Consider the following 20,808-nt stretch of genomic DNA (forward strand, 5'->3'; position numbering starts at 1 on the left):
CTTGCCAGTAGCTGGCTGTTGGCGCCTTACCTTGCCGCCGCCTGGCTCAATTCGCGGCTATGGACGTCGCGCCAGCCGGCTCCGGTGCAGGTTGCCGATGGTGTCTGGCTGGGTCGCATGCAGACCCGGCGTGAGATGGCAACGGGGAGATTCGCCGGCCTGCTCGATTTGACGGCGGAGTTGCCGGCGCCACAGGGGGGCTGGTCCTATCTCAATCGGCCTTGGCTGGATCTTGTGCCGCCAACGAGCGCGGAGCTGGTTCTGGCCGCCGATGCCATCGACACGCTACGTCGGCAAGGCCCGTTGCTGGTCTGTTGCGCCCTCGGCTACTCGCGCAGTGCCGCGGCGGTCGCCGCCTGGCTGCTGCGGACCGGCCGGGCAGGCGGGATCGACGAAGCCGTTCAGCTGATCGCGGCCTGCCGTCCGCCGGTCGTACTCGGAGCGGCGCATCGCGCGGCTTTGCAGGGGGCACTAGCCGATCCGAAGGCGGCGCATGGCTGAGCCGAGTGCCGGGCAGCGGGCCAGCCTGACGGCACTTTGGCTCGACGGGGGGCGGAGCCTGGACCGGCTCAGCACGGCCTTGACGCTTTTGGCATTGGCAGCGGCGCTGTGGAGCGGGGGCAACGGGGTGGCGCAGTTCATTTTGTTGTTGGGGGTGTTCCTGGGCGGCCTGGAAAATATTTACGCTCTGCGCGTCGCCTTCGATCAACGCATCTTTGCCGCCTGGGCCGGGCAGTGGCCGGTAACGGAAAGCTTCGCGCCGGATGTCGCCCTGGCCGAATTCGACCAGGCATTGCTGCGCATGCATCTGCGTCCGGCCACGGCGCTGGCCGCGCGCAGCCTCGATGAACGGATTGCCGGGGCCTGCGCCTTGCTGCGCAAACAGGGGCTCTGTCTGGCCTGCCAGTTCTTTGTCTTGCTTACCGCTGCCAGCCTCAAGCTGATCGGGCTTTTCGGTCATGGCCTTTGAACACTTAACGGCTGCCGCCATCTGTGCCTTCGCCAAGGCGGTGACCGGGGTGCGTGCGCTGTGGCGCGGCAGTTCGCCGACTGCCCGGCAGCGCATCTACTTCGCCAACCACACCAGCCACGGCGATTTCGTCCTGATCTGGGCAGCCCTGCCTGGCGCATTGCGCGGCCGGACGCGGCCGGTGGCTCGGGCCGATTACTGGCAGCGCGGTGCATGGCGCCGCTTCATCGTTGAACGGGTTTTTCGCGGCGTGCTGATTGCCCCGGCCGCCGGTCGTCACCATGCCTTCAATCCGCTCGAACAGATGAACGCGGCGCTGGCCGAGGGCGATTCGCTGATCGTTTTCCCCGAAGGCACCCGCAACCCCGGCGTGGGACTCCTGCCCTTCAAGAGCGGTCTCTACCATTTGGCCCGGGCCCATCCCGAGGTCGAGTTCATTCCGGTCTGGATCGAAAATCTGGGGCGGGTGATGCCCAAGGGGGCCTTGATTCCGATTCCGCTGTTATGCACACTGTGTTTCGGTCAGGCCCTCGAAATCCGGCCTGACGAGAGCAAGCCCGACTTTCTCGAACGCGCCCGGGCAAGCATGCTGGCGCTGGCCCCTCCCGGCGACTAGAAACGATGAATCCTCAGGAAACGCTCATTTCGGTGTTCGGCGGCGTTTTCGCCCTGCTGCTGGTCGCCAGCGGCATCGGCGCGGCGCTCAAATTCCGCCTCGCGCCGGGCCAGGTCAGTGCCACGATCGACAACCTGAACGCCCGCATCAAGGCATGGTGGGCGATGATCGGCCTGCTCGCCCTGGCTTTCTGGGTCGGGCCGCTGGGCATCATCCTGTTGTTCGCCTTCATTTCTTTTCAGTGCCTGCGCGAGTTCATCTCGCTGACCCATACCCGGCGCGGCGATCACCAGGCGCTGGTCTGGTGTTTCTTCTTCTTTCTGCCGGTGCAGTATTTTCTGATCGCCTCCAACTGGTATGGCCTGTTTTCCATCCTGATCCCGGTCTACGCCTTCCTGCTGCTGCCGATTGCCGCCACTTTGGGCAGCGATACTACCCGTTTTCTCGAACGCGCCGCCAAGATGCAATGGGGCCTGATGATCGGCGTCTATTGCCTGTCGCACGTGCCGGCGTTGATGACGCTGGAAATCCCCGGCTACGAAGGGCGCAATGCGCTGCTGATCGCTTTTCTGGTGCTGACCGTGCAGTCCAGCGACGTCTTCCAGTATGTATGGGGGAAACTGCTCGGCAAGCGCAAGATCCTGCCCGCGATCTCGCCCTCGAAGACCCTGGAGGGGCTAATCGGCGGGGTCCTGACCTCGACCGCGGTCGGCGCTGCCCTATGGTGGATCACGCCGTTCAACCCCTGGCAGGCGGCTCTGATCGCCCTGACCATCAACATGATGGGCTTTTTCGGCGGCCTGGTCCTCTCGGCGATCAAGCGCGACCGCGGGGTCAAGGACTGGGGCAGCATGATCGAGGGTCATGGCGGCATGCTCGACCGGGTCGATTCGATCAGCTTTTCGGCGCCGATTTTCTTTCACATCGTCCGTTACTGGTGGGTTCCCTGAGCCGGCCCCTTATCCACAACACCCTTCCGAAAGGACAAAGCATGCGAAATTCCCTCCTGGTCTTTCTGCTGAGCCTGGTGCTCGGTACCTCTCTGGCTTTTGGCGAAGACGAGCGCGCCGCTGATCGCCAGCAATTGCTGGGCATCCTCGGCGACATCGAGCACGGCATCAACGATGCCAATATCGAACTGATGGTCAGGCATATCGACGACAAAGCCGTCGTCACCTGGCTCAATGCCGAAGTCTCGCAAGGTCCGGATGGCGTGCGTGCCTACTTCAAGCGCATGGTCGGCAGCGGGCCGGATACCGTGCTCAGCAAGTATCAGACGCACCCGAAGATCAGCCAGCCGGCGATATTCTACGGTGACGTGGCGGTGGCTAACGGGACGACCGAAGACGAGTTCACGCCGCACCGCCGTTCCGTTTTCAACTTCAGTTCGCGGTGGACGGCGAGCCTGCGCAAGGTCGACGGGCAATGGAAGATCATCGCCCTCAATCTGTCCACGAATACCTTCAACAATGCGCTGATCAGCGAACTCGAACGCTTTGCCCTGCTCACCGGTGTCGGCGGCTTGCTGGGCGGCCTGTTGCTGGCCGCCGCCTGGGCTTATTTCCGGCGCCGCCGCCCGGTGTGAGGACTAGGCCTTCTTGACGAACTCCGACTTCAGTTGCATTGCGCCGATGCCGTCGATCTTGCAGTCGATGTCGTGGTCGCCATCGACCAGGCGGATGTTCTTGACCTTGGTGCCGACCTTGACGACCGATGACGAGCCCTTGATCTTCAGGTCCTTGATCACCGTGACGCTGTCGCCGTCCTGAAGCAGGTTGCCGTTGGCGTCCTTCCAGACTCGCGCCTGCTCGGTGTTGGCGGCCGCCGCATCCTGACTCCATTCATGCGCGCACTCCGGGCAGACGAACATGTTGCCCTGCTCGTAGGTGTATTCGGAGCTGCATTGGGGGCATTTGGGCAAATCGCTCATGGTGTTTTCCTTTTCAGTAATCTTCTTCAGAGTTGCCCATCAGGTTGGGCAGCAGGATATAGGCGCGCTTGAGGGCCGAGGAGAGGTCGGGGCAGACGTTGTCGTCGCCCAGGTGATCGACGAAGCCGGAGCGATAGAGCAGCGAACCGGGTTGTGAATTGAGACCGCAGACGAGCAGCGTACAGCCGCGCTTGTGCAGCTTGTCAAGCAGGTTTTCCAGGCCCTCGAGGCCGGTGGTGTCGAGCTGGATCAGTTGCGTCATGTCGAGGATGACGACTTCCGGGTGGCCGGCCGCCGGGTCGAGTAATACTTCGAGTTTGTTCACGGCACCGAAGAACAGCGAGCCGAACAACTGCCAGGCGGCAACGCGCATCGTGCCGTCCGGGTAGAGGAATTGCGGCTCGCTGGCTTCTTCGCGCAGATGCCGGCGTTCGACGCGGGTCAGTTCCGACATTCGGTAGATGAAGAACAGGCTGGCCAGCACCATGCCCAGTTCGACGGCGATGGTCAGGTCGAAGACGACAGTGACGAAAAAGGTGGCGAGCAGGATGACCCGGTAGTTGTAGGAGAAACGGCGCAACTTCTTGAATTCGTGCCATTCGCCCATATTGATGGCGACCACCATGACGATCGCCGACAGCGTGGCGAGCGGCACGTAGGAAGCGAGCGGGGCGGCGATCAGGACGATGCCAAGCAGGACGAGGGCATGGATGATGCCGGCGATCGGCGTGCGGCCACCGGACTTGACGTTGGTTGTCGTGCGGGCGATGGCGCCGGTCGCTGCAAAACCGCCGAAGAGCGGGGCGGCGATATTGGCCAAGCCCTGAGCGACCAGCTCCTGGTTGGGGTCGTGGCGGTCGTCGATCTGGCCGTCGGCGACGCGGGCCGAGAGCAGCGACTCGATGGCGCCGAGCAGGGCGATGGTGATGGCCGGCGGGATCAGCTTGCCGAAATCGTGGATCGACAGGTCGGGCAGGCCGAAATTGGGCAGTTCCTGCGGAATGCCGTTGAAGCGGCTGCCGATGGTTTCGACCGGCAGGTCGAACAGGAAGGCGGCCAGGGTGCCGATCAGCAACACGGCGAGCGGTCCGGGGGCGCGGCGCAGTACGGCAATGCGCTGGGCCAGTCGATTGTAGGAGAGCAGGAAAACGAAACAGGCGGTAGCCAGGGCCAGGGTCGGCAGATCGACGGTGTGGGCGTTGGCGGCCAGGGTCTGGATGCGGTGAAAGAATTCGGCCGGCAGGTTGTCGATTTTCAGGCCGAAGAAGTCCTTGATCTGGGCGAGGAAGATGACGACGGCGATGCCGTTGGTGAAGCCGATGACGACGGTGATCGGGATGAAACGGATCAGTTGCCCCAACCGTGCCAGGCCCATGGCGAGCAGAAAAATGCCGGCGAGAATGGTCGCCCCCATCAGGTTGGCGAAGCCGTGCATGGCGACGATGCCGTACACGATGGGGATGAAGGCGCCGGTCGGGCCGCCGATCTGCACCCGCGAGCCGCCGAACGCCGAGGTGATCAGGCCGGCGACGATTGCGGTCCAGATGCCGGCGGCCGGCGAGCACCCCGAGGCGATGGCGAAGGCCATGGCGAGCGGCAGGGCGAGGACGCCGACCGTGATCCCCGAAGCCAGATCCTTGCCGAATTGCGCCCGGTTGTAGCCTGGCAGACAATCCAGCAGCTTGGGGTGGAAGGCGATTTTCATGGCATGCGCTCGAAGGGTAAGCGCAGGATTATATGAGCGCCCAATGATTGGTCAATGTTAATCGTATGTTAACATCGTGAGATTCGTATTAAAAAGAGAATCCCATGGAGAACCGCACTGCGCGCCTGACCATCCTGATCGATCCACGCAAGAAGAAGATCTTCGAGGAAATCTGCGCCGCCAATGATCTGACGCCCTCGCAGGTTGTGCGCCGCCTGGTTCGTCAGTACATCATCGACAATGCCGGCAACCGCGAGTTGCCGGAGTGGCTGAAGGCGGCCGGCAAGAGCGCCGAATAATTCAGTCCTGCCCGGCCTCGGGGGTCTTCCGCACCTTGTCCGGGTGGTGGGCTGCGATGTAGGCATCGTAGCGCCCCTGCATTTCCGGTGCCTGTTTGGCGATTTCGCGCAGGATGCGGGCGACCGCCCAGATCATGACGACCGCACCACCGGCCGTGCAGGCCACGGCTTCAACGGCCGACGCCGGAAAGTTGGTGAGGATCGCCCCCTTGCCAGCGGCAAACCAGCTGGCGCCAATGCCGACGCAGGACAGTCCGAAAACATCGACCAACGCATAGAGAAAAATCGGTCCGGTCAGGCGCGGCCGGGGCGGGCGTAGTGGCGAATTGAACATGGCTGGCGGTCGTCCGTGATATGGGGCGGTTATTTTGCGGTAGGTAGCAGCGTAATGCGCAACCCGTGAATCTAATCTTGTAAAAGACTTGACAAAGGGAATGTCAAGACTACGACTTATGCACAGTGGCCGAGTTGACATTGGCGGGGTTCGTGTGCCGCTATGCCGGATTTGACATATCTGGCTGTATTTTATTAATTGCTTTTAAATCAGTTGGTTAGAAGTGCGCTCAGTTTTCGGGCGGGGTAAGGAAAAGCCTTGTGGCACCGTGACTTAGCGTAAGGCTCCACGATTCATTCACAGACTTATCCACAGATTTTGTGGATAGATTGAAAAGAGCAAAGTCAGGGGTGGCATTGGGGTGTTAACTTAAAGTGTTACATGAGGTTTGTTGCGGTTTTGTTGCAGCGCAACAAGGAATGGCCCGCTCGGCGAGCCATTCCGTTCGGCATCGATTTATTTAACTCGCATTCCTGGTTGAGCGCCGGAATCGGGCGCGAGCAGGAAGAGGCCCGGTGTTTTTCCATCCGTATCGGAAGCGGCCAGCACCATGCCTTCGGACAACCCAAATTTCATCTTCCGCGGTGCCAGATTGGCGACCATCACGGTCAGGCGGCCGATCAGCTGGGCTGGATCATAGGCCGCCTTGATGCCGGCGAAGACATTGCGTGTTCGCTCGTCGCCGATGTCCAGCGTCAGGCGAACCAGCTTGTCGGCGCCTTCGACGTGCTCGGCATTGGCGATGCGCGCGATGCGCAGGTCGACCTTCATGAAGTCGTCGATCGTGCACAGCGGCCCGGCAGCGACTTCGGCGCTGGCTTCCTTCTGCTGATGCTCGGCGTGGCGTTGCGGCGATTGCGCCTCGGGGGCGGGGGCCAGCGACTCCTTGTTGGCTTCGACCAGCTTTTCGATCAGCTTGGGATCGACGCGGGTCATCAGGTGCGCGTAGGCGTTGATGCCATGGCCGGCGGCGAGCAGACTTTGGGCGTCGGTCCAGGCCAGGGGCGCGATGTTCAGGAAGGTTTCGACCTTGCCGGCGAGCACCGGCAGGATCGGCTTCAGGAGCACGGTAAGCAGGCGGAAGAGGTTCAGGGCATTCGAACAGGCGGCATGCAGTTCGACTTCCTTGCCTTCCTGCTTGGCCAGTTCCCAGGGCTTGACGCTATCGACGTACTGGTTGGCGGCGTCGGTCAGGGCCATGATTTCGCGCATCGCCTTGGCGAATTCGCGGGCTTCGTAGAGTTCGGCGATGCGCGGTGCGGCTTCCTGGATGGCCTTGATCGCCGGCAGGTCGGCGGCAGCCGGGGCGAGCTGGCCGTTGAAGCGCTTGGCGATGAAGCCGGCCGAACGGCTGGCGATATTGACGTATTTGCCGACCAGGTCGGAATTGACCCGGGCGCCGAAATCTTCCAGGTTGAGGTCGATGTCTTCCATGGTCGCCGACAGCTTGGCGGCGTAGTAGTAACGCAGCCATTCCGGGTTCAGACCGGTATCGAGGTAGCTTTGGGCGGTGATGAAGGTGCCGCGCGACTTTGACATTTTTGCGCCGTCCACGGTCAGGAAACCGTGGGCGAATATCTTGGTCGGCGTGCGGTAGCCGGCATGGGCCAGTTCGGCCGGCCAGAACAGGGCGTGGAAGTAGAGGATGTCCTTGCCGATGAAGTGATAGAGCTCGGTCGTCGAATCCGGCTTGAAGTATTCGTCGAAGTCCAGGCCGTTCTTGTTACAGAGGTTCTTGAAGGAGCCCATGTAGCCGATCGGGGCGTCGAGCCAGACGTAGAAGTACTTGCCCGGGGCATCGGGGATTTCGAAACCGAAATACGGCGCGTCGCGCGAAATGTCCCAGTCGGTCAGCTTGTTCTCGCCGGGGGCGCCCAGCCATTCCTGCATCTTGTTGGCGGCTTCCGCCTGCAGCACGCCGTTGTCGCGGCAGGTGTACTGGCGCAGGAAAGCCTCGCAGCGCGGGTCGGAGAGTTTGAAGAAGTAGTGCTCGGAAGTGCGCAGTTCCGGCTTGGCGCCGGAGACCGCCGAATAGGGCTCGATCAGGTCGGTCGGCGCGTAGGCGGCGCCGCAGACTTCGCAGTTGTCGCCGTACTGGTCCTTGGCATGACATTTCGGGCATTCGCCCTTGATGAAGCGATCGGGCAGGAACAGTTGCTTGACCGGGTCGTAATACTGCTCGATGGTCCGCGTCTCGATCAGGCCGGCCGCCTTGAGCTTGCCGTAGATGTCATTGGCGCAGTCGCGGGTTTCGTCGGAATGGGTGCTGTAGAAATTGTCGAAACCGACGCCGAAGCCGGCGAAATCGCGGGCATGTTCGCCATGGACGCGGGTGATCAATTGTTCCGGCGTGATCCCTTCCTTCTCGGCGCGCAGCATGATCGGCGTGCCATGCGTGTCGTCGGCGCAGACGTACCAGCATTCGTTGCCGGCCATTTTCTGGAAGCGCACCCAGATGTCGGTCTGGATGTATTCGACCAGATGGCCGAGGTGAATGGCGCCGTTGGCATAGGGCAGGGCAGAGGTGACGAGGATTTTGCGCGGCATGGGAGAGGGCGGGCTGAAAAATAAAGCGCAATTTTACCGCGAGCGACCGGAGCGCGCCGTTGTTAGCGAATTGCGCAATAATCGCGTGACCGGCCGGCAAGGCTGAACAAGCCAAACCCCTTGCGCTATACTGGACGAAATCGCTCGGGTATTCCCGACTGTGCCATCCCAACCCGGAGTTTTCATGAGTCTTACAGAACAGCAGATCAAGACCGCTCTCAGCGCTGCGGTCGACCACAATACAGGCAAGGATTTCGTTAGCGGCAAGGCAGTGAAGAACGTCAAAATCGATGGCGACGACATCGCCTTCGACGTCGAACTCGGTTATCCGGCGAAAACGCAGATCGATGGCATCCGTAAGCAGGTGATCGCCGCCGTGCGCACCCTGCCCGGTGTCGGCAACGTCTCGGCCAATGTCTATTCCAAGGTGGTCGCCCACTCGGTGCAACTGGGCGTCAAGCTGCTGCCCGGTGTCAAGAACATCATCGCCATTGCCTCCGGCAAGGGTGGTGTGGGAAAAAGCACGACCGCCGTTAACCTCGCTCTGGCTCTGGTCCAGGAAGGGGCCAGCGTCGGCATCCTCGACGCCGACATCTATGGTCCGTCGCAGCCGCAGATGCTTGGCCTGGCCGGCCAGCAGCCTGAATCCAAGGACGGCAACAGCATGGAGCCGCTCGAGGCTTACGGCCTGCAGGCGATGTCGATCGGTTTCATGGTCGATGTCGAAACGCCGATGGTCTGGCGCGGCCCGATGGTCGCCCAGGCGCTCGACCAGTTGCTCGGCCAGACCAACTGGCGCGATCTCGATTATTTGATCGTCGACATGCCGCCGGGCACCGGCGACATCCAGCTCTCCCTGACCCAGAAAGTGCCGGTGACCGGGGCGGTGATCGTCACCACGCCGCAGGACATCGCCTTGATCGATGCGCGCAAGGGTCTGAAGATGTTCGAGAAGGTCAATGTCCCGATTCTCGGCATCATCGAAAACATGAGCATCCATATCTGCTCGAATTGCGGCCACGAGGAGCACATCTTCGGTACCGGCGGCGGTGAGAAGATGTGTGCCGATTACGGCGTCGAATTCCTTGGTAGCCTGCCCCTGGAAATGGCGATCCGAGAGATGGCCGACGGCGGCAAGCCGACCGTGGTCGGTGCCCCGGATTCGCGGACCGCCGAGATCTACCGCAGCATCGCTCGCCGTGTCGCGGTCAAGATTGCCGAGAAGGCCAAGGACATGACCTCGAAATTCCCCAATATCGTCGTACAAAACACGTGATTTTGTAGACATTTTGGCAGGCAAAGGCGGGTAAAATCCCGCCTTTGCTTTTTGTAGCGCGGACGAGAAGAAATGGCCATCAAATCAGACAAATGGATACGCCGCATGGCGGCAGAGCACGGCATGATCGAGCCGTTTTCGCCGGACCTCGTGCGCGAGGAGAATGGCCAAAAGATCGTTTCCTACGGCACCTCGAGCTACGGCTACGATATCCGCTGTGCCCGCGAGTTCAAGGTGTTTACCAATATCAACTCGACCGTCGTCGATCCGAAGAATTTCGATCCGAAGTCCTTCGTCGAGATCGAGTCCGACGTCTGCATCATTCCGCCGAATTCCTTCGCGCTGGCCCGGACCATGGAATACTTCCGCATTCCGCGTTCAGTGCTGACCGTCTGCCTGGGCAAATCGACCTATGCCCGCTGCGGGATCATCGTCAATGTCACTCCGTTCGAGCCGGAATGGGAAGGCCATGTCACCCTGGAGTTCTCGAACACGACACCGCTGCCGGCCAAAATCTACGCCGGTGAAGGCTGCGCTCAAGTGCTGTTCTTCGAGTCCGATGAAGTCTGCGAGACCTCGTACAAGGATCGTGGTGGCAAGTACCAGGGGCAGGAAGGCGTTACCCTGCCCAAAATCTGACGCCAGTCCGTAACGAAACCGTCTTATTCTGTGACCCGCTGCGGCGGGTCGCCGCTTTTTAAGGATTCACCATGCGCTTCCACTTCCCCGTCATCATCATCGACGAAGACTTCCGCTCGGAGAATACCTCCGGCCTTGGCATCCGGGCACTCGCCGAAGCCATCGAGAAGGAAGGTCTGGAAGTGCTCGGCGTCACCAGTTACGGCGACCTGACCTCGTTTGCCCAGCAGCAGAGCCGGGCTTCGGCCTTCATCCTGTCGATCGACGACGAGGAACTGGCGATGGAGCCGGAAGAGACGCTGGCCGAGCTGCGCGCCTTCGTCAAGGAAATCCGCAACCGCAATGCCGAGATTCCCATCTTCCTGCATGGCGAAACCCGTACCTCGCGCCACATCCCGAACGACGTGTTGCGCGAACTGCACGGCTTCATCCACATGTTCGAGGACACGCCGGAATTCATCGCCCGCAACGTCAAGCGCGAAGCCCGGGCCTATCTCGATTCGCTGCCCCCGCCGTTCTTCCGGGCGCTGGTCCATTACGCCGCCGACGGTTCGTATTCCTGGCACTGCCCCGGCCACTCGGGCGGCGTTGCCTTCCTGAAGTCGCCCGTCGGCCAAATGTTCCACCAGTTCTTTGGCGAGAACATGCTGCGCGCCGACGTCTGCAACGCCGTCGAGGAACTCGGTCAGCTGCTCGACCACACCGGCCCGGTCGCCGCTTCGGAGCGCAACGCGGCGCGCATCTTCAATTCCGACCACCTGTATTTTGTGACCAACGGCACGTCTACGTCGAACAAGATCGTCTGGCACTCGACCGTCGCGCCGAACGACATCGTCGTGGTCGACCGCAACTGCCACAAGTCCATTCTGCACGCCATCATGATGACCGGGGCCATTCCGGTCTTCCTGATGCCGACGCGCAACAATTTCGGCATCATCGGCCCGATCCCGAAAAGCGAATTCGCCTGGGAAAGCATCCAGAAGAAGATCGCCGCCAACCCCTTCATCACCGACAAGACGGCCAAGCCGCGCGTGCTGACCATCACCCAGTCGACGTATGACGGCATCCTCTACAACGTCGAGGACATCAAGCAGGAACTGGACGGCAAGATCGACACCCTGCACTTCGACGAAGCCTGGCTGCCGCACGCCGCCTTCCACGACTTCTACGGCGACTACCACGCCATCGGCGCTGACCGGCCGCGCTGCAAGGAGTCGATGATTTTCTCGACCCAATCGACGCACAAGCTGCTGGCCGGTCTGAGCCAGGCCTCGCAGATTCTGGTCCAGGATGCCGAGAACCAGAAGCTCGACCGCGACATCTTCAACGAAGCCTATTTGATGCACACCTCGACTTCGCCGCAATACTCGATCATCGCCTCCTGCGATGTGGCGGCGGCGATGATGGAAGAACCGGCCGGTACGGCGCTGGTCGAGGAATCGATTGCCGAAGCACTCGATTTCCGCCGCGCCATGCGCAAGGTGGACGAGGAGTGGGGCGTCGACTGGTGGTTCAAGGTCTGGGGGCCGGACGACCTCTCCGAAGAAGGTATCGAGGAACGTGAAGCGTGGATGCTCAAGCCGGGCGAGCGCTGGCACGGTTTCAACAACCTGGCCGACGGCTTCAACATGCTCGATCCGATCAAGGCGACGATCATCACCCCGGGCCTCGACGTCGATGGCGATTTTGCCGACGAATTCGGCATCCCGGCCGCCATCGTCACCAAGTACCTGGCCGAGCATGGCGTTATCGTCGAGAAGTGCGGCCTGTACAGCTTCTTCATCATGTTCACCATCGGCATCACCAAGGGCCGCTGGAACACGCTGGTCACCGCGCTGCAGCAATTCAAGGACGATTACGACAAGAACCATCCGCTGTGGAAGGTGCTGCCTGAGTTCGTCCAGAAGAACCCGCGCTACGAGCGTGTCGGGTTGCGCGACCTGTGTACGCAGATCCACAGCGTCTACAAGCAGAACGACGTCGCCCGCCTGACCACCGAGATGTACCTGTCGGACATGGTGCCGGCGATGCGCCCGGCCGATGCTTTCGCCAAGATGGCGCACCGCGAGATCGAACGGGTGCCGGTCGATGAGCTCGAAGGCCGCGTCACCGCCGTGCTGCTTACCCCCTATCCGCCGGGCATTCCGTTGCTGATTCCGGGCGAGCGCTTCAATCGGACCATCTGTAACTACCTGAAATTCGCCCGCGAATTCAATGCCGCCTTCCCCGGCTTCGAGACCGATGTCCATGGTCTGGTCAAGGGTGGGGACGGTCGGTATTACGTCGACTGCGTCCTCTAAGCCGCGATCAACGCCCGGTCGGGGGGGCTGCCCCCGATGTCGGTCGGACCTTCCGGTGACCTGAGGCGCTAGTGCCAGCCTCTGGGTCTGTGGTGCTAGTCCCGGCGATAGCTCAGAAAGGCGCCAGTCATGCCTGTGCTGCTGGTGAACCTCCGACGGTCGACGATTTGCCACTCGCTTGCAGCAAAGGCCGGAAACCAGGCGTCGCCTTCGGGCTCGAGGTCGACTTCGGTCAGTTCCATCTGCGTCGCGAAGGGCAGCGCCTGGCTGTAGATTTCCGCGCCGCCGATCACGAAAACCTTCTCGCCGCTGGCCAGCAGGGCCAACCCGGCTTCCAGGGAGCCGGCCGTTTCGGCTCCCGCGGCGACATAGCCGGTCTGCCGGGAGATCACGATATTGCGCCGGCCGGGCAAGGGACGGAAGCGCGGCGGCAGCGATTCCCAGGTCTTGCGGCCCATCAGCACCGTGTGGCCTTGGGTTAGCGCCTTGAAGTGCGCCATGTCTTCCGGAATGTTCCAGATCAGCTGGTTGTCGCGGCCGATCACGCGATTTTTGGCGACGGCGGCGATGAGAACGATGTCGGACATGGCGGTTCTTTCAGTGCGCGGCGGCGATGGCGTCGCGGTAGAGCTCGATGTATTGGCCGGCCGCCGATTTCCACGAGAAATCACGGCGCATCCCGTTCTGCTGCAGGCGCAGCCAGATGCGCTTGTCCTGCCAGGTCCGGGCGACGCGTTCTAGGGTCTCGCCGAGGGCGTTGGGCGTCAGGTCGGCGACGACGAAACCGTTGGCGGTCTTGTCGGCCAGCGTCGCGGCAGTGGTGTCGACCACCGTGTCGGCCAGGCCGCCGGTGGCGCGGACCAGCGGCGGTGTGCCATAGCGCAGGCTGTACATTTGGTTGAGGCCGCAGGGCTCGAAACGGGAGGGCATCAGGAAGCAGTCGGCACCGGCCTCGATGCGGTGGGCCAGGCCTTCGTCGAATTTCAGACGGACGGCGATCTGTCCGGGAAAACGCTCGGCGAGCGCCATGAAGCCGGCTTCCATCGCCTTGTCGCCGCTGCCGAGCAGGGCGAGCTGGGCGGGCAGGGCGGTCAGTCCGGCGCCGATGTCGAGCAGCAGGTCGAGGCCCTTCTGTTCGGTCAGCCGGCTGACGACGCCGAACAGCGGGCGGTCCGCTGCTTCCGCCAGGCCCAGCTCGCGTTGCAAGGCGAGCTTGTTGGCGCGCTTGGCGGCGAGCCGATTGGCGGCGTAGCCCTGGACCAGGGCGGGGTCGGCGGCCGGGTTCCAGATGTCGGTGTCGATGCCGTTGAGGATGCCCCGCAGATCGTCGCGCCGGTGGCGAAGCAACGGGGCCAGTCCATAGCCGAAACTGTCGTCCTGGATTTCGCGGGCATAGGTCGGGCTCACCGTCGAAATCCGCGTCGCCAGTTGCAGGCCGGCTTTGAGAAAGGAGAGCTGGCCGTGGTATTCGACGCCGTCGAAACGCCAGGCGCTATCCGGCAGGTCCAGCGCGCCTAGCATGGCCGCCTCAAAGCAGCCCGGGAAGGCGATGTTGTGCACGGTCACGACACTGGCTGCCCCGCCTTCGTAATGCAGCCAGGCGGGGGCGAGGGCGGTTTGCCAGTCGTTGCAGTGCACGACGTCGACGCGCCAAAGCAGTGGCGAGGCGGGCTGGCCGAGCAGCGCGGCGACGCGTGACAGCAGGCCGAAACGGCGCCCGTTGTCCGGCCAGTCGTGGCCGTCAGCGGCAAGATAGGGGTTGCCCGGACGTTCGTACAATTCGGGACAATCGAGCAGCAGCAAGGGCAAACCGCCGCTGTCGGCGGCGAGCAGGCGAGCGGTGGGTAAGCCCGGGGCGAGCGCCGGAATGGCGGCAACCACCGGCGCTCCGGGGAAGGCCTCCTTGAGCGCCGGATAGGCAGGCAACAGTACGCGAATGTCATGTCCGGCCCGGCGCAGGGCGGCCGGCAGGGCGGCGGCGACATCGCCCAGGCCGCCGGTCTTGACCCAGGGCGCCATTTCCGAGGTAGCGAAGAGGATGGCCAGCGGGTTCATCGCTGTTTCAGCGCCGCCAGCAGGCCGCGGGTCGAGGCGTCGAACAGGCTGCTGTCGCCATCGCTCCCGATCAGTGGTGTGAGTTGCGCCGCCAGCTGCTTGCCGAGCTCGACTCCCCATTGGTCGAAGGAGTTGATGTTCCACAGCACGCCCAGGCAGAAAACCTTGTGTTCGAACAGGGCGAGCAACTGGCCGAGCGAATAGGGTGTCAGGGCTGGCAGCAGCAGGGTGGTCGACGGCTGGTTGCCGGGAAAGACCTTGTACGGCACCAGTTTGTCCGGCACGCCGGCGGCGCGCGCCTCGTCGGCGGTCTGTCCGAAGGCGAGGGCGGCCGACTGGGCCAGGCAGTTGGCGAGCAGCGAGCCATGGTGGCCGGGGAGCGGAAAATCCGCCTCGCGCAGGGCGATGAAATCACAAGGAATGACCTGGCCGCCCTGGTGAAACAGCTGATAGAAAGAGTGTTGGCCATTGGTGCCGGCCTCGCCCCAGATGATCGGGCTGGTCGCGACGCCGACCGGCTCGCCCTGGCGGTTGACCTGCTTGCCGTTGCTTTCCATTTCCAGCTGTTGCAGATAGGCCGGCAACAGGGCCAGCGACTGGCTGTAGGGCAGCATGGCGGCGGTCGAGGCGCCGAGGAAGTCGGTATTCCACAGGCTGAGCAGGGCCAGGGTGAGCGGCAGGTTTTCGCTGGCCGGGGCCTCGAAGAAGTGCTTATCCATCGCCCGCGCGCCTTCCTGCAGGCGGGAAAAGTGTTTCCAGCCGATGGCCAGGGCGAGCGACAGCCCGATCGCCGACCACAGCGAGAAGCGGCCGCCGACCCAGCTCCAGAATTCGAAGACGTTGTCGGCGGTGATGCCGAATTCGCGGGTCCGTTCGAGGTCGCTCGAAATGGCGACGAAATGCCCGGCCACGGCGCTTTCCCGGCCCGCCGCGGCGAGCAGCCAGGCGCGGGCGGTACGGGCGTTGATCAGGGTCTCCAGTGTTGTGAAGGTCTTGCTGGCGACGATGAACAGGGTCGTGCGCGGATTGAGCCGGGCGAGCAGCGGAGCGATGTCGGCGCCATCGACATTGGAAATGAAATGGACGGCGAGGTTCGGTTGCTGGTGGGCGGCCAGGGCCTGGGTGGCCATGCGTGGCCCGAGGTCGGAGCCGCCGATGCCGATATTGACGACATCGGTGATGCGTTCGCCGGAATAGCCACGCCGACGCCCGCTATGGACGCTTTCGCAAAACGCCTGCATGCGTTCGAGCACGGCGTGCACTTCGGCCGGCGCCTGGTCGCCGGCACGCAGCGCCATGTGACGGACGGCGCGGTCTTCGGTGTGATTGATCACCTCGCCGGCCAGCATTTTCTGCTTCCAGCCGTCGAGGTCGGCGGCGGCGGCCAGCCCATGCAACAGGCGCAGCGTTTCGCCATCGAGCCGCTGTTTCGAGAAGTCGAGCAGCAGGCCGTCGCGGTGCAGCGAGAAGCGCTCGAAGCGCGCCGGGTCGGCGGCGAACAGCTGGCGCAGATGCTGGGGCCGCATGGCCGCGGCATGGGCGGCCAGGGCCTGCCATTGAGGGGAGTCGATAAGCATCATAACCAGACCATGAGGCCCGTTTCAAAGGGGTGGATCAGCGAGGGATGGGTCGGGAAGATGCGGATGCGATATTCCAGCTTGCCGCACAGTTCCGGGGTCAGTTCGAGGTTGAAGAGCGCTTCGCCGTGGGCGGTGCCGCCCGCGCAGTGCAGCGCATAGTGGCGAACGCCACGGCCGATATTGCCATCGTGTCCGGAGCGGCCGAACAGCGCTTCGACGGTAACGTCCGCGGCCTGCAGGCCGTTGAGCTGGACGGCGACTTCGATGTGCAGCGCGCCGCCGAAGGTCAGCCGGCGCTCGGGGGAATCGAGGCGATGCAGGCGGACGCCGGGCCAGGCGGCGCGGACCCGGGATTTCCACTGGGCAACTTCGCCGGCCAGCGCGAAATCGTCGGCGGCATAGCGCCGGCCGTGCGCGGCGGCCGGGGCATAGAGCTTCCTGATGTACTCGTTGAGCATGCGGGTGACATTGAAGCGCGGCGCGATGGTGGCGATCGACTGCTTGGCCATCGCCACCCATTCCGGCGAATAGCCCATTGGCCCGGTGCGGTAATAGGTCGGGATGACTTGGTCCTGAAGCAGTTCGTAGAGCGTGCGGGCTTCCTCGGCGTCGCGCCGGACCTCGTCGAGGTGGCTGGAGGCGGGTTTGATTGCCCAGCCGTTGGCGACTTCGCCGCGGTCTTCGCCGTCGTCATAACCTTCACCCCACCAGCCATCGAGCACCGAGAGGTTGAGCGCGCCGTTCATCGCCGCCTTCATGCCCGAGGTCCCGGAGGCTTCGAGCGGATAAATCGGATTGTTGAGCCAGACATCGACGCCGGCAACCAGCGAGCGCGACAAATGCAGGTCGTAGCCTTCGACGAGCAGGATACGCCCCTCGAACTCGGGCAGCTTGGCCATCTGGGCGATCTTGCGGATGATCTCCTGGCCTGGCTGGTCGGCCGGGTGGGCCTTGCCGGCGAAGAGGAAGAGCACCGGGCGCTCGGCCTGGCAGATGATTTCGCGCAGCCAGGCCGGGTCCTGGAAGAGCAGGGCGGCGCGCTTGTAGGTCGCGAAGCGGCGGGCGAAACCGATGGTCAGGACATTCGGGTTGTCGGGATCGGCGAACTTGAGCAGACGATCGAGATGGGAGGGCGAACCCTGGTTGCGATGGTGCTGTTCCCGGATGCGCTCGCGGACCAGTTTCAGCAGCTTGGCCTTCAGTTGCTGGCGGACGCTCCAGAAGGTGGCGTCGGGGATTTCCGCGATACCCGCCCAGTTGGCGGCCTCGGTGTGGCGCTCCTGCCAGCCGATGCCGAGATAGCGTTCGAAGGTTTCGAACCACTCGGGAGCGAGGAAGGTCGGCAGATGGACGCCATTGGTCACGTAGTCCATCGGATTCTCGGCGGGCAGGATCTGCGGCCACAGGTAGCGGCAGATGTCGGCCGAGACGTCGCCGTGGATGCGCGAGACGCCGTTGTGATGGCGCGAGCCGCGCAGGGCCAAGGCCGTCATGTTGAAGTCGGTCTTGCCGGGTTCGGCGCCGAGCGCCATCAACTGGTCGCAGGACATGCCGAGGTCGTGGCACCAGCCGGAAAAGTAATGGCGAATCATTTCCTCGGGGAAGTGATCGTGGCCAGCCGGCACCGGCGTGTGCGTCGTGAACACGACGTTGGCGGCCACCGCTTCGAGCGCGGCGGCATAGGTCTTGCCGTTCTGGATCAGGCTGCGCATGCGCTCCAGGATCAGGAAAGCGGCATGGCCTTCGTTGACGTGCCAGACCGTCGGCTTAAGGCCGAGTATGGCGAGCGCCCGGACGCCGCCAACGCCGAGCAGGATTTCCTGTTCGATGCGGGTCGTCTTGTCGCCGCCGTAGAGGCGGTGGGTGATTTCGCGGTCGCGCTCGGAGTTCTGCGGCAGCCAGGTGTCGAGCAGGATCAGCCGGACATGGCCGACCTTTACCTCCCAGACCTTGGCCTGGATGGTCCGTTCGGGAAACTCGACCGGCACCAGCACCTCCTGGCCATTGCCGTCGAGGATGGGCGAAATGGGCAGATCGTCGAAGTCGGAATCGTTGTAGATGGCCTGCTGATGGCCGTCGGCGCTGAGCTTTTGCTGGAAATAGCCCTGCCGGTAAAGCAGGCCGATGCCGATGAAAGGCAGGCCGAGGTCGCTCGCCGCCTTGCAGTGGTCGCCGGCCAGAATGCCCAGGCCGCCGGAGTAGATGGGCAGGCTTTCGTGGAAACCGAATTCGGCGCAGAAGTAGGCGATCAGGTCGTCTTCCTTGAACGGACGGCCATGCACGTGTGCCATGTTGGGCATCTGATGGTAGCTGTCGTAAGCGGAAACGACCCGGTTCAGGGCGCCGAGGAAAACCGGGTTCTCGGCGGTGGCTTCGAGGCGCTTCTGGTCAGCGCGCTTGAGGAATGCCTTGGGGTTGTGGTTGGTCACCGTCCACAGCGGGTGGGAGAGACTGGCGAAGAGGCCCTGGGTCGGGCGGTCCCAGCTGTACCACAGATTGTTGGCGAGCTCTTCGAGGCGGGCCAGACGCTCCGGAATCTGCGGATTGACTTCGATCTGGTAGATGGTTCCGGTCATGGTTGGGCAGGTTCTATGGTCAGTTGGAGTTGCAGCGTGCTGCGGTCGGCGGGAATGATCCAGGCGAAGCGGATTTCGACCGCCTGCATGATTTTCTCAAAGCCGGCTTCGGATTGGGAGACTGTCTGCAGGGCTTGGGCAACTATTTCCGCCGGCATCGAGGTTTGCAGTTCGATCCGGCCGCCCAGTACGCCATCTTCGAGCACCAGCCAAGTGGCGGCGGGCAGTGCCAGCGGCTGGCCGAAGCCGCCGGCAATGCTGCCGTCGGCCAGCACGTAGCGGCCGAGAAAACCATCGCAACTGGGCATCGCCAGATTGAGGCTGGTCGTGAAGCGCTGCCCGGCCAGCCCGTCGAATTGCCAGGAAACGACGACCCCCGAGCCGTTAACGGCCAGGGTCTTGTGCACCCCGGGGCGGTCGAAACACAGTTCGGGAGAGGGGGCAGCGCGGCTGTAGTCGGCGAGGCCGACGCCGTCGAGCTGGTCGAGCCACAGGGCGCGTGGCAGGAGGTCGGGAACGATGTCCTCGGCGGCGATCGGCTGCTTGCAGCGGACGATGTCGTGGGCCGAGGCGATGCCGTCACCGGCATGCGGGCTCGGGCCGTCGCCGATCCTGTCGTGATAGTGCTCGTGGTTGCGGCGCAGGGTGTCGCCGAAATTGTGGCCGAGCCGGTAGCTGACCAGTTCATGGGGGCGGCCAGGCCGTCGGCGCGGACGACCAGTTGCAGTTCGCGGCTCAGGGCGAAGATCTCGTCATGGCCATCCAGGTCGAGGTCGCGGACCTCGATCGGCGGCCGCGGCGCCAGAGCGTCGAGTCCGGCTTCCAGGGCGACGATGTTTTGCCACACGGCGCGCCGCAGATGGGGCAGGTAGAGGCCGCCAAACAGGCCGTGCCAGTAGGCGTCGTTGGCTTGGGCGCGGTAGAGGTCGGCGGTCAGGGCGGGCGGTGGCGGTGCCAGTTCGTGGAGGCGTGCCGACAGCGCCTGCATCCGCTTGTGCATCCAGTTGGCTTCCGGATAGCGGGTCAGGAAATTGCGCCAGATACCGCCGCGCAGGAAAGGGCGGTGCTGCTCGGCGCGCCCGGCCGCTTTTTCGCTGGCGAGCAGGTTCGAATAGATGCCGGCCGCCGGCATCGGCAGCGTCCATTCGTTCATTTCGCTGTACGAGGTGGTGGGCAGATAGACGATGCCGCGCGTCGCCGCCCGGGCATGAAAGTCGGCATAGGTGGCGGTGCGGATCAGCGGACTGGCCAGCACGCCTTCGATCAGCGCCTTGAGCCAGCCGCGGTTATAGACCCAGTCATAGGTCTCGGGCCAGATGCCGAATTTTTCGATGTCGTCGAAATAGATGGCGGCCGCCTGGCCCTGTTCTGCGAGGTTTTCAAGATAGCCGATGACATCGGGGGCCGGCGAGAAGGGCAGGCGGTAGCGCAAGGCTTCGGAGATCGGGAAAAGGTCGAGCCGGGTGCCGCTTTCCTCGGTGCTGAAGAAGCCGTCGAGTTCGGCTGCCGCCTTGCCGGTGCAGAAGAAATGGTAGTCGTCGACGGTGACGTAGCGGATGCCGGTTTCGGCCAGTGCCGGGACGACGGCCGATTCCCAGACGCGCTCGGTCAGCCAGGCGCCGCTCGGCCGGACGCCGGTCCACGCGGCCAGCTTGTCGTTCAGGGTGCGCAGCTGGCCGACCCGGTCGCGGTGCGGAATGGCGGCGAGCACCGGTTCGGTGTCGCCCGAGCTGAACAGTTCGACCTGGCCGCGTTTGACCATGGTGGCGAGCAGTTCCATGTCGGCCGGGTGACGTTCGCGCAGCCAGTCGAGCAGCCAGCCGGAAAAGTGCGCCGCGAAGCGGAAGTCCGGGTAGGCGTGCAAGGTTTCCAGGAAGGGCTTGTAGCAGCGCTGGTGGGCGTCCTCGATGACTTCGGGGAAGTTACCGACGGGCTGGTGGGCATGGACGCCAAGCAGCAGGGTGATGGGGTGCGTCATGAT

Annotated in this window: 18 protein-coding genes and 1 pseudogene; 9 read left to right on the forward strand and 10 right to left on the reverse strand. The window is 63.4% G+C overall.

The features are described 5' to 3' along the window. Positions 1-18 precede the first annotated feature (18 nt). From NQE15_RS03625 to NQE15_RS03645, 5 genes are read left to right on the forward strand one after another with little or no spacing between them, the layout of a single operon-like run. Entirely contained in the window at positions 19-501 is a 483-nt protein-coding gene (locus NQE15_RS03625) for a dual specificity protein phosphatase family protein (protein WP_265946620.1), read from the forward strand. Beyond that, positions 494-970, forward strand: a complete 477-nt coding sequence (locus NQE15_RS03630; RefSeq protein ID WP_265946622.1) for a hypothetical protein — start codon at positions 494-496, stop codon at positions 968-970. Before NQE15_RS03625 ends, NQE15_RS03630 begins: the two co-directional genes overlap by 8 nt. Beyond that, positions 960-1,586, forward strand: coding sequence for a lysophospholipid acyltransferase family protein (locus NQE15_RS03635; protein ID WP_265946624.1), 627 nt, complete (start codon positions 960-962; stop codon positions 1,584-1,586). Before NQE15_RS03630 ends, NQE15_RS03635 begins: the two co-directional genes overlap by 11 nt. A gap of 5 nt (positions 1,587-1,591) precedes the next feature. Next, positions 1,592-2,536 carry a phosphatidate cytidylyltransferase gene (locus NQE15_RS03640; RefSeq protein ID WP_265946626.1) on the forward strand — a complete coding sequence of 315 codons (945 nt, stop codon included), beginning with the start codon at positions 1,592-1,594 and terminating at the stop codon, positions 2,534-2,536. Between the two features lie 41 nt (positions 2,537-2,577). Further along, positions 2,578-3,171 carry a YybH family protein gene (locus NQE15_RS03645; protein WP_265946628.1) on the forward strand — a complete coding sequence of 198 codons (594 nt, stop codon included), beginning with the start codon at positions 2,578-2,580 and terminating at the stop codon, positions 3,169-3,171. A gap of 3 nt (positions 3,172-3,174) precedes the next feature. On the opposite strand, the gene NQE15_RS03650 is transcribed toward NQE15_RS03645, so the two are convergent. Both NQE15_RS03650 and NQE15_RS03655 read right to left on the reverse strand, forming a co-directional pair. Further along, complete coding sequence (locus NQE15_RS03650; RefSeq protein ID WP_265946630.1) at positions 3,175-3,516, reverse strand: zinc ribbon domain-containing protein YjdM; 342 nt, start codon at positions 3,514-3,516, stop codon at positions 3,175-3,177. Between the two features lie 13 nt (positions 3,517-3,529). Next, entirely contained in the window at positions 3,530-5,221 is a 1,692-nt protein-coding gene (locus tag NQE15_RS03655) for a SulP family inorganic anion transporter (protein ID WP_265946632.1), read from the reverse strand. 104 nt (positions 5,222-5,325) lie between these two features. Between NQE15_RS03655 and NQE15_RS03660 the strand changes: the two genes are divergently transcribed. Continuing rightward, positions 5,326-5,520 (forward strand): CopG family transcriptional regulator, encoded by a 195-nt coding sequence (locus NQE15_RS03660; RefSeq protein ID WP_265946634.1) that lies wholly within the window; start codon positions 5,326-5,328, stop codon positions 5,518-5,520. 1 nt (position 5,521) lies between these two features. On the opposite strand, the gene NQE15_RS03665 is transcribed toward NQE15_RS03660, so the two are convergent. After that, positions 5,522-5,854 carry a hypothetical protein gene (locus tag NQE15_RS03665; protein ID WP_265946637.1) on the reverse strand — a complete coding sequence of 111 codons (333 nt, stop codon included), beginning with the start codon at positions 5,852-5,854 and terminating at the stop codon, positions 5,522-5,524. Between the two features lie 456 nt (positions 5,855-6,310). Beyond that, on the reverse strand, positions 6,311-8,401 hold the full coding sequence (metG, locus tag NQE15_RS03670; RefSeq protein WP_265946639.1) for a methionine--tRNA ligase: 2,091 nt from the start codon (positions 8,399-8,401) through the stop codon (positions 6,311-6,313). Between the two features lie 184 nt (positions 8,402-8,585). On the opposite strand from metG, the gene apbC reads away from it, so the two are divergent. The 3 genes from apbC to NQE15_RS03685 all read left to right on the forward strand — a co-directional run bounded on the left by apbC (position 8,586) and on the right by NQE15_RS03685 (position 12,616). Continuing rightward, positions 8,586-9,677, forward strand: a complete 1,092-nt coding sequence (gene apbC / locus NQE15_RS03675) for an iron-sulfur cluster carrier protein ApbC (protein ID WP_265946641.1) — start codon at positions 8,586-8,588, stop codon at positions 9,675-9,677. A 72-nt stretch (positions 9,678-9,749) separates the two neighbouring features. Next, a complete protein-coding gene (dcd, locus tag NQE15_RS03680) occupies positions 9,750-10,316 on the forward strand; it encodes a dCTP deaminase (RefSeq protein ID WP_265946643.1) in 567 nt (188 codons plus the stop codon). Positions 10,317-10,387: 71 nt separating this feature from the next. Beyond that, complete coding sequence (locus NQE15_RS03685; protein ID WP_265946645.1) at positions 10,388-12,616, forward strand: arginine/lysine/ornithine decarboxylase; 2,229 nt, start codon at positions 10,388-10,390, stop codon at positions 12,614-12,616. 95 nt (positions 12,617-12,711) lie between these two features. On the opposite strand, the gene NQE15_RS03690 is transcribed toward NQE15_RS03685, so the two are convergent. The 6 genes and pseudogenes from NQE15_RS03690 to NQE15_RS03715 form a co-directional block, all read right to left on the reverse strand. After that, entirely contained in the window at positions 12,712-13,203 is a 492-nt protein-coding gene (locus NQE15_RS03690) for a dihydrofolate reductase (protein WP_265946647.1), read from the reverse strand. Between the two features lie 10 nt (positions 13,204-13,213). Then, positions 13,214-14,671: a glycogen synthase GlgA gene (gene glgA, locus NQE15_RS03695; protein WP_265946649.1), complete on the reverse strand. Its 1,458-nt coding sequence runs from the start codon at positions 14,669-14,671 to the stop codon at positions 13,214-13,216. Further along, positions 14,668-16,251 carry a glucose-6-phosphate isomerase gene (pgi, locus tag NQE15_RS03700; protein ID WP_265946651.1) on the reverse strand — a complete coding sequence of 528 codons (1,584 nt, stop codon included), beginning with the start codon at positions 16,249-16,251 and terminating at the stop codon, positions 14,668-14,670. The genes glgA and pgi overlap by 4 nt, the downstream gene beginning before the upstream one ends. Then, positions 16,248-18,827 carry an alpha-glucan family phosphorylase gene (gene glgP / locus NQE15_RS03705; RefSeq protein ID WP_265946653.1) on the reverse strand — a complete coding sequence of 860 codons (2,580 nt, stop codon included), beginning with the start codon at positions 18,825-18,827 and terminating at the stop codon, positions 16,248-16,250. The genes pgi and glgP overlap by 4 nt, the downstream gene beginning before the upstream one ends. Beyond that, the gene (locus NQE15_RS03710; protein WP_323054981.1) at positions 18,824-19,510 is read right to left on the reverse strand and encodes an alpha-amylase/4-alpha-glucanotransferase domain-containing protein; all 687 of its coding nucleotides are present in this window, start codon (positions 19,508-19,510) and stop codon (positions 18,824-18,826) included. Before NQE15_RS03710 ends, glgP begins: the two co-directional genes overlap by 4 nt. 194 nt (positions 19,511-19,704) lie before the next feature. Continuing rightward, positions 19,705-20,805, reverse strand: a pseudogene (locus NQE15_RS03715) (alpha-amylase/4-alpha-glucanotransferase domain-containing protein); the annotation flags it as partial. Positions 20,806-20,808 lie beyond the last annotated feature (3 nt).

The organism is Dechloromonas sp. A34 (assembly GCF_026261605.1).
Taxonomy (GTDB): domain Bacteria; phylum Pseudomonadota; class Gammaproteobacteria; order Burkholderiales; family Rhodocyclaceae; genus Azonexus.